This window comes from Streptomyces sp. MK37H, assembly GCF_018035285.1.
Lineage (GTDB): Bacteria > Actinomycetota > Actinomycetes > Streptomycetales > Streptomycetaceae > Streptomyces > Streptomyces endocoffeicus.
This window is the reverse complement of the sequence record NZ_JAAAYH010000469.1, coordinates 1-6,736: the sequence shown is the minus strand read 5'-3', so window position 1 is coordinate 6,736 and position 6,736 is coordinate 1. Positions and strand designations below refer to the sequence as shown.

General features: G+C 70.9%; 8 protein-coding genes. 4 read left to right on the top strand and 4 right to left on the bottom strand.

From position 1 onward, the window contains the following. Positions 1-357: 357 nt before the first annotated feature. From GWI24_RS38055 to GWI24_RS38045, 3 genes are all read right to left on the bottom strand, one after another. Positions 358-681, bottom strand: a complete 324-nt coding sequence (locus GWI24_RS38055; protein ID WP_137967452.1) for an STAS domain-containing protein — start codon at positions 679-681, stop codon at positions 358-360. Between the two features lie 155 nt (positions 682-836). Beyond that, positions 837-1,685, bottom strand: a complete 849-nt coding sequence (locus GWI24_RS38050; RefSeq protein ID WP_210950614.1) for a 3-hydroxyacyl-CoA dehydrogenase family protein — start codon at positions 1,683-1,685, stop codon at positions 837-839. A 125-nt stretch (positions 1,686-1,810) separates the two neighbouring features. After that, positions 1,811-2,452 (bottom strand): TetR/AcrR family transcriptional regulator, encoded by a 642-nt coding sequence (locus GWI24_RS38045; RefSeq protein ID WP_210950613.1) that lies wholly within the window; start codon positions 2,450-2,452, stop codon positions 1,811-1,813. A gap of 80 nt (positions 2,453-2,532) precedes the next feature. Here GWI24_RS38045 and GWI24_RS38040 point away from each other — a divergent pair, with 80 nt between their 5' ends. Genes GWI24_RS38040 through GWI24_RS38030 form a run of 3 tightly spaced genes read left to right on the top strand, consistent with a single transcriptional unit; the run spans position 2,533 to position 4,727 of the window. Continuing rightward, positions 2,533-3,315, top strand: coding sequence for an ABC transporter ATP-binding protein (locus GWI24_RS38040; RefSeq protein ID WP_210950612.1), 783 nt, complete (start codon positions 2,533-2,535; stop codon positions 3,313-3,315). Between the two features lie 60 nt (positions 3,316-3,375). Beyond that, positions 3,376-4,131 carry an ABC transporter permease gene (locus tag GWI24_RS38035; RefSeq protein ID WP_210950611.1) on the top strand — a complete coding sequence of 252 codons (756 nt, stop codon included), beginning with the start codon at positions 3,376-3,378 and terminating at the stop codon, positions 4,129-4,131. Between the two features lie 23 nt (positions 4,132-4,154). Then, the gene (locus tag GWI24_RS38030) at positions 4,155-4,727 is read left to right on the top strand and encodes a cob(I)yrinic acid a,c-diamide adenosyltransferase (RefSeq protein WP_210950610.1); all 573 of its coding nucleotides are present in this window, start codon (positions 4,155-4,157) and stop codon (positions 4,725-4,727) included. A gap of 94 nt (positions 4,728-4,821) precedes the next feature. Here GWI24_RS38030 and GWI24_RS38025 read toward each other — a convergent pair whose 3' ends face one another. Further along, a complete protein-coding gene (locus GWI24_RS38025; protein WP_210950609.1) occupies positions 4,822-5,373 on the bottom strand; it encodes a hypothetical protein in 552 nt (183 codons plus the stop codon). 172 nt (positions 5,374-5,545) lie between these two features. On the opposite strand from GWI24_RS38025, the gene GWI24_RS38020 reads away from it, so the two are divergent. Further along, a partial coding sequence (locus GWI24_RS38020) for a histidine kinase (protein ID WP_210950608.1) occupies positions 5,546-6,736 on the top strand: 1,191 nt, incomplete at its 3' end.

The following is a 6,736-nucleotide window of genomic DNA, read 5'->3' as shown; positions in this document are numbered from 1 at the left end:
ACGTCCCCCGTCGGCCCCGGCGGCGCGGGCGGGCGCGGCGACGAGCCGTCGCCCGGGCTGTCCGCCGCACGCGACGCACCGGAAGCCGCACCCGGCGCGGCCTCGTCGTGACCGTGCTCCTGCGATCCGCGGTTCTTCGGGTCCAATGTCCTTGCCCCCCAGATGCGTGGCGTGCTGTAAGGCTCCCCGGCCTGCCTTCGCTTCTGGTCCGGTGCCGCCGTAGGGAATGTGTCCGGCGCTCACCGAACCCCGGGCCGTATCAGACGGCCTGGACCTGCTCACAGTATCCACCGCGCCGGAGGTGGCCCACGCCACCCCGGGTAACCCACCGGCCCCCGGGCAGGCGGTCCCCGCCGCTCAGACACGCGGCAGGGACTCCGCCTCCAGTCCGCCTTCGATCGCGAGGATGCGGTGCAGCCGGGTGGCCACCAGCAGCCGCTGCATCTGGGGCGGCACCCCGCGCAGCACCAGCCGTCTGCCCACCCGGCCGGCCCTGCGGTGCACGCCCATGATCACCCCGAGCCCGGTGGCGTCCCAGGAGTCCAGTTCGGTCAGGTCGAGGACGAGATCCCCGCCGCCCGCGTCGACGGCGGTGTGCAGGGCCGTACGGGCGTCCGCCGCGCTCCGGACGTCCAGTCGGCCCCCGACGACCAGCTCGGCGTGGTCGCCCCTGATGTGCATATGCGCTCCCCAATACGGTGCGTCGTGTCGTCAATGCGCCATTTCTGTCTACAGAACTGACTGCCTCTCACACGAGGAAGTTGCCGTCTGTAAGCGAACCGATACCGAATTCACCCAGGAGGGTGAGTTCCGGGCCTGGCGCCGCACCAAGGCCCTCAGTAGCGGTAGAAGCCCTCGCCGCTCTTCCGGCCGATGTCCCCCGCATCGACCATCCGGCGCATGATCTCCGGCGGTGCGAACTTCTCGTCCTGCGACTCGGTGTAGATGTTGTCGGTGGCGTGCAGCAGGATGTCCACGCCGGTCAGGTCGGCCGTCGCGAGGGGTCCCATCGCGTGGCCGAAGCCCAGCTTGCAGGCGGTGTCGATGTCCTCGGCCGTGGCGACCCCCGACTCGTACAGCTTCGCCGCTTCCACGACGAGGGCGGAGATCAGCCGGGTGGTGACGAAACCCGCGACATCGCGGTTGACGACGATACAGGTCTTGCCGACGCCCTCCGCGAACTCCCGTGCGGCGGCCAGGGTTTCATCGCTCGTCTTGTGACCGCGCACCAGCTCGCACAGCCGCATCATCGGCACCGGCGAGAAGAAGTGGGTGCCGACGACCCGCTCCGGGCGCCGGGTGGCCGCGGCGATCTTGGTGATCGGGATGGCCGAGGTGTTCGAGGCCAGGATCGTGTCGTCCTTGACCAGTTCATCGAGGGTGCGGAAGATCTCCCGCTTGACCTCGATCTTCTCGAAGACCGCCTCCACCACGACATCCGCGTCGGCGGCGGCCTCGAGGTCGGTCGTGGTGGTGATCCGGCCCAGCGCCCGCTCGGCCTCCTCCGCCTCCAGCTTGCCCTTGGAGACGAACTTGTCGTACGAGGCCCGGATGGTGTCCGTGCCGCGCCGCAGCGCCTCGTCGGTCACATCGCGCAGCACCACGTCCCAGCCGGCCTGGGCCGAGACCTGCGCGATACCGGACCCCATGAGTCCGGCTCCGATGACCGCGAGCTTCTTGGCCACGACACACACCTCTCTGTTCGGTAGCTTCCGGCTGTTTCGCCGACAGTCCGTCTGATCTGTCGACAGTCCGATGTGCCGGACCTTAACGTCCGTTCACCCCCGCGGGCAGCCCCTCGTAACGCGCGTCACGGTGTGTTCTTCGCCGCATAGTTGAGGACCGTGTCGCTCAGGAGCGACTCCATGACGTCGACCTTACGGAGGGCATCCTCGGCGACGGCGTCCACACCGCCGCCCTCCGCGAGCCCGCGGATGATCGAGCGCAGCACCGCGTTCTGCAACCCGACGAGCTGATGGGCGATGAACTCGGGTCTGGGGTCCTCGGGGTCGGCGGCGGCCTCCTCGCGCAGGGTGGCCCCGAGCTGGTGGACCGCCTTGCCCTGGATGGCGAAGAGCCTGGCCATCAGCGTCGGGGACTCCACGATGACCTGCCGGAACCGGTCATAGCCCTCGCTCAGCCCGACATAAGGGTGCCGTTCGCGGATGTCCTGGCGCAGCTGGTCCATCAGCGCCCGCGCCGCCGACTGTCCGGCCGCGCGCTCCCGTACGAGCCGGGAGGGGCGGTCGACGACCTCCTCCTCGCGGTCGACGAAGAGGTCCTCCTTGGTCGGGAAGTAGTTGTAGACCGTGTTGACGGAGACCTCGGCCGCCTCGGCGATCTCCGCGATCGTGACCGCCTCGAAGCCGCGCGCCATGAACAGCCCGGTCGCGACGTCCGAGATGTGCTGCCTGGTCTGCCGTTTCTTCCGCTCCCTGAGCCCTTCCGCCATGGCCTCATCCTAACTTCGCTGGGGCTCATTGATTTTTGGGGTGATTGCAAAATTGGTGCGCCTCTGTTTTTCTGGGTGCCATGGCAGTCATCACGACGAACGGCCTCACCCACACCTTCCGGACCAAGCGCGGCCCCGTGGCAGCCGTGCGCGGCATCGACCTGACCGTCGAGCGCGGTGAGATCCTCGGCTTCCTCGGACCCAACGGAGCGGGCAAGACCACCACGCTGCGCATGCTCACCACGCTGCTCCCGCCCACCGGCGGCAGCGCCACCGTCGCCGGGCACGACCTCGCCCGCGATCCGGCCGGGGTGCGCCGGCGGATCGGCTATGTGGCCCAGTCCGGCGGGGTCGATCCGACCGTCTCCGTACGGGAGGAACTGGTCACCCAGGGGCGGCTCTACCGGATGGGCAGGGCCGAGGCCACCGCCCGCGCCGGGGAGCTGGCCCGGGACCTGGGCCTGGCCGAGCTGCTGGACCGCCCCTGCGCCGCGCTCTCCGGCGGGCAGCGGCGGCGGCTGGACATCGCCCTCGGCCTGGTCCACCGGCCCGAGATCCTCTTCCTGGACGAGCCGACCACCGGGCTCGACCCCGGCAGCCGCGCCGACCTCTGGCAGTTGATCCGCCGGCTGCGCGCCGAGCTCGGCATGACGGTTTTCCTGACCACCCACTACCTGGACGAGGCGGAGGCGCTGTCCGACCGGCTGGTCATCGTCGACCAGGGCCTGGTGGCCGCCGAGGGGACGGCGGAGCGGCTCAAGGCCGAGCACGGCGGCGCACCGGACGCCACCCTCCAGGACGCCTTCATCGCCATCACCGGGCGCGGCACCGTCCCCCGGAACCCCGCCCCGCTCGCCGTCTGACCAGGACACCTACCGCAAGCCTGACCAGGACACCTACCGCAAGCCCCGGAAGAAGGCCCCATGCCTCGTCTCGTCTCCGACACGGCCCTGATATTCGGCCGCTACGCCCGCCAGACGCTGCGCTCCAAACCCGCCCTGATCTTCGGGATGGTCCAGCCGCTGCTCTTCCTCGTCTTCTTCGGCCCGCTGCTCACCGATCTGCCGCTCGGCGGCCGGGCCGGCTCCTGGCAGACCATCGTCCCCGGCATCCTCGTCCAACTCGGCCTGTTCAGCGCCTCGTTCACAGGGATCGGGCTGATCCTCGAGCGCCGTACGGGCGTCATCGAGCGGATGCGGGTGACCCCGGTCAGCCGGCTGGCGCTGCTCATGGGCCGGGTGCTCAAGGACGTCGTCCAGCTGCTGTGGCAGTCCCTGGTGCTGGTGTGCGTCGCCGTGGCGCTCGGGCTGCGCGCCCCGGTGCTGGGCGTGGCGATCGGCTTCGTCTTCGTCGGCGTACTGACCATCTCGCTCGCCTCGCTCTCCTACGCGCTGGCGATGCGGGTGTCCTCGCCGCAGGGGTTCGCGCCGGTCATCAACTCCATCACCATGCCCGCGATGCTGCTGTCGGGCATCCTGCTGCCGATGTCGCTCGGGCCCCGCTGGCTCGACATCGCCTCGCACTTCGTGCCGTTCCGCTATCTCGTGGACGGGGTGCGGGCCGCCTTCGCCGGGGAGTACGGGGACGGGAAGATCGCGCTGGCCGCGCTGGTCGCCACCGCGCTCGCGGCCGTGGCCGTCACCCTCGGGGCACGGCTCTTCCAGCGGGCCGGGGCGTAGGGCCGCCACGTAGGCTCGGAGCCATGGTCAATCTCACCCGTATCTATACGCGTACCGGCGACACGGGCTCCACCGCCCTCGGCGATATGAGCCGCACCGCCAAGACCGATTCGCGGATCGGCGCGTACGCCGACGCCAACGAGGCGAACGCCGCGATCGGGGTGGCCATCGCACTGGGCCAACTGCCCGCCGAGATCGTCAAGGTGCTGGTCCGCGTCCAGAACGACCTGTTCGACGTGGGCGCGGACCTGTGCACACCGGTGGTGGCGGACCCCGCCCATCCGCCGCTGCGCGTGGAGCAGAGCTACATCGACAAGCTGGAGGCGGACTGCGACCGCTTCCTGGAGGGGCTGGAGAAGCTGCGCAGCTTCATCCTCCCGGGCGGCGCCCCGGGCGCGGCGCTGCTGCACCAGGCGTGCACGGTGGTGCGCCGCGCCGAGCGCTCCACCTGGGCGGCGCTCACCGAGCACGGGGACTCGATGAACGCGCTCACCGCCACCTATCTCAACCGGCTCTCGGATCTGCTGTTCATCCTGGCCCGCTCGGCCAACAAGGAGGTAGGCGACGTCCTGTGGGTCCCGGGCGAGAACCGCTGAAAAACCACGGGCCCCGTCGGCCCGGCCGCGCGTGGCGCGTCGCCGGGGCCGACGGGGCGGGGCGGGGCCCGTCGTCGTCTGCCCGTTACGGGGGTTAGCGGGCAGACGACGCGGAGCGCTCCCGCTTGGGAAAGAGCGTGTAGCTGAGCGCGATGGCCACGTTGATGCCGATCAGGAACAGCATCTTCAGCTGCCAGTCGCGCAGCGAGCCGATCTCGCCGTCGTCGCCGACGTACCAGATCCCGCCCTGGAGCAGTGCGATGGCGATGACCGCGGCCAGCACCCAGCGGCCGGCGGTCTTCCACTCGTGCAGCGTGCGCGCCACGCCGTACTTCGCGGGCTTGACCGGCGGCGGCCCGCCGAAGAAGCGGTGGGCCACCCGGGCGTCGACCCATTTGATCGTCGAATGGCCGAGCGCGGCCGAGTAGCCGATGTAGACCGCGGCGAGACCGTGCTTCCAGTCCGGTTCGGCGCCGTTCCTCAGGTCGATCACGGTCGTCACGAACAGCACCACCTCCAGCACCGGTTCGCACAAGAGCACCACGGTGCTCGCCTTCGGCATCTTCGCCACGTAGCGCAGCAGAATGCCGATGCCCAGCAGCACCCAGAAGCCGACCTCACACGCGATGATCAGCGCGACAACCACGATGTTTCCTCTCTCGCTCTGCCCTTGGCCCCAACCCTCCCCTGTCGATCGGGCCGCGCGCGTCGTCGGCGGCGATGAATCCCGACTGCATCCTTCGATGTACGCCGCCGGGCGGCGGGCCCGGCCCCAAGGGGGAGGTCCGCCCGGCGCGCCACATGGTGTGATGGGTGCCATGCCGTCCCGTCCCCACCTCCCACGCCCACACCGGCATGACGTCCTCATCGCCCTGAGCGGACTGCTCGGCGGGGCCCTGATGTGGGCGGTGGGGGTGCACAACAACCAGTCGTTCTTCCATACGCCCCGCTGGCTGGGGCTGATCGCGCTGGTCGTGATCTCCGCGTCCGAGCTGCTGCGGCGCTCAAGGCCCCTTGTCGGCCTGGGCGTGGGGACCGCGGCGCTCTCCCTCGACATCCTCAGCGGCGGGCTGGCCGTGACGTTCCTGATGTACACCGACCTGGTGTACGCGGCCGTCATGTACTCCGGCCCCGGCGCCGCCCGGCGCATCCCCCGGCTCTGCGGCCTCCTCACGGTGCTGGCGACCGTGGTACCGCTGGCCATCTACAACGACCCCCTGGCGCTGCTGGTCGGCACGTTCGTCGCGCTGCTCACCCTCACCCCGGCCTGGACCGGGGCGGTGGTCCGCAACCACCGCGAGGAGGCCGCGGCCGCCCGGCTGGAGGCCGAACGCGTCGCGCTGCTGGCCGAGTTGGACCGGCGGGAGGCGGTGGCCTCGGAGCGCTCCCGGATGGCGCGCGAACTCCACGACATGGTGGCCAACCACCTCTCGGCCATCGCCATCCACTCCAGCGCCGCGCTCTCGCTGAAGGACCCCGCCGCGACCGACGAGGCGCTCGGCGTCATCCGGGAGAACAGCGTGCGCGGCCTGGCCGAAATGCGCCGGCTGATCGGGCTGCTGCGGGACCCCGGGGAGACCTCGGAACCGGCCGCCACCTCCACGCTCGACGCGCTCGACACCCTGCTGGAGCAGGCCCGCACCAACGCCCGCCCCGGCGGCCAGGACATCGTCCTGTGCGACGAGCGGCCGGACGGCGCCGCCCCGCTGCCCGCCCCGGTCGAGCTCGCCGCGTACCGCATCGTCCAGGAGTCGCTCACCAACGCCCTCAAGCACGCCGCGCCCGGCCGGGTGGACGTGACGCTGGCGCACCGCGCGGACGGCCCGCTCGAGGTCAGCGTGATCAGCCCGTACGGGGACCGCGAGGGCCCCCGGGCGCCCGGCTCCGGCACCGGGCTGATCGGGATGCGCGAGCGGGTGTCCCTGCTCGGCGGCACCCTCGACGCCGGTCCGGTCTCCGGGCCCGGGGGCACGGTGTGGCAGGTGCGGGCCGCGCTGCCGCTGGGCGAC

Excerpts from the sequence above, each read along its gene's own strand:
- GWI24_RS38055 (WP_137967452.1), bottom strand. The coding sequence starts at position 681 with ATGCACATCAGGGGCGACCACGCCGAGCTGGTCGTCGGGGGCCGACTG.
- GWI24_RS38045 (WP_210950613.1), bottom strand. The coding sequence starts at position 2,452 with ATGGCGGAAGGGCTCAGGGAGCGGAAGAAACGGCAGACCAGGCAGCAC.
- GWI24_RS38040 (WP_210950612.1), top strand. The coding sequence starts at position 2,533 with ATGGCAGTCATCACGACGAACGGCCTCACCCACACCTTCCGGACCAAG.
- GWI24_RS38035 (WP_210950611.1), top strand. The coding sequence starts at position 3,376 with ATGCCTCGTCTCGTCTCCGACACGGCCCTGATATTCGGCCGCTACGCC.
- GWI24_RS38030 (WP_210950610.1), top strand. The coding sequence starts at position 4,155 with ATGGTCAATCTCACCCGTATCTATACGCGTACCGGCGACACGGGCTCC.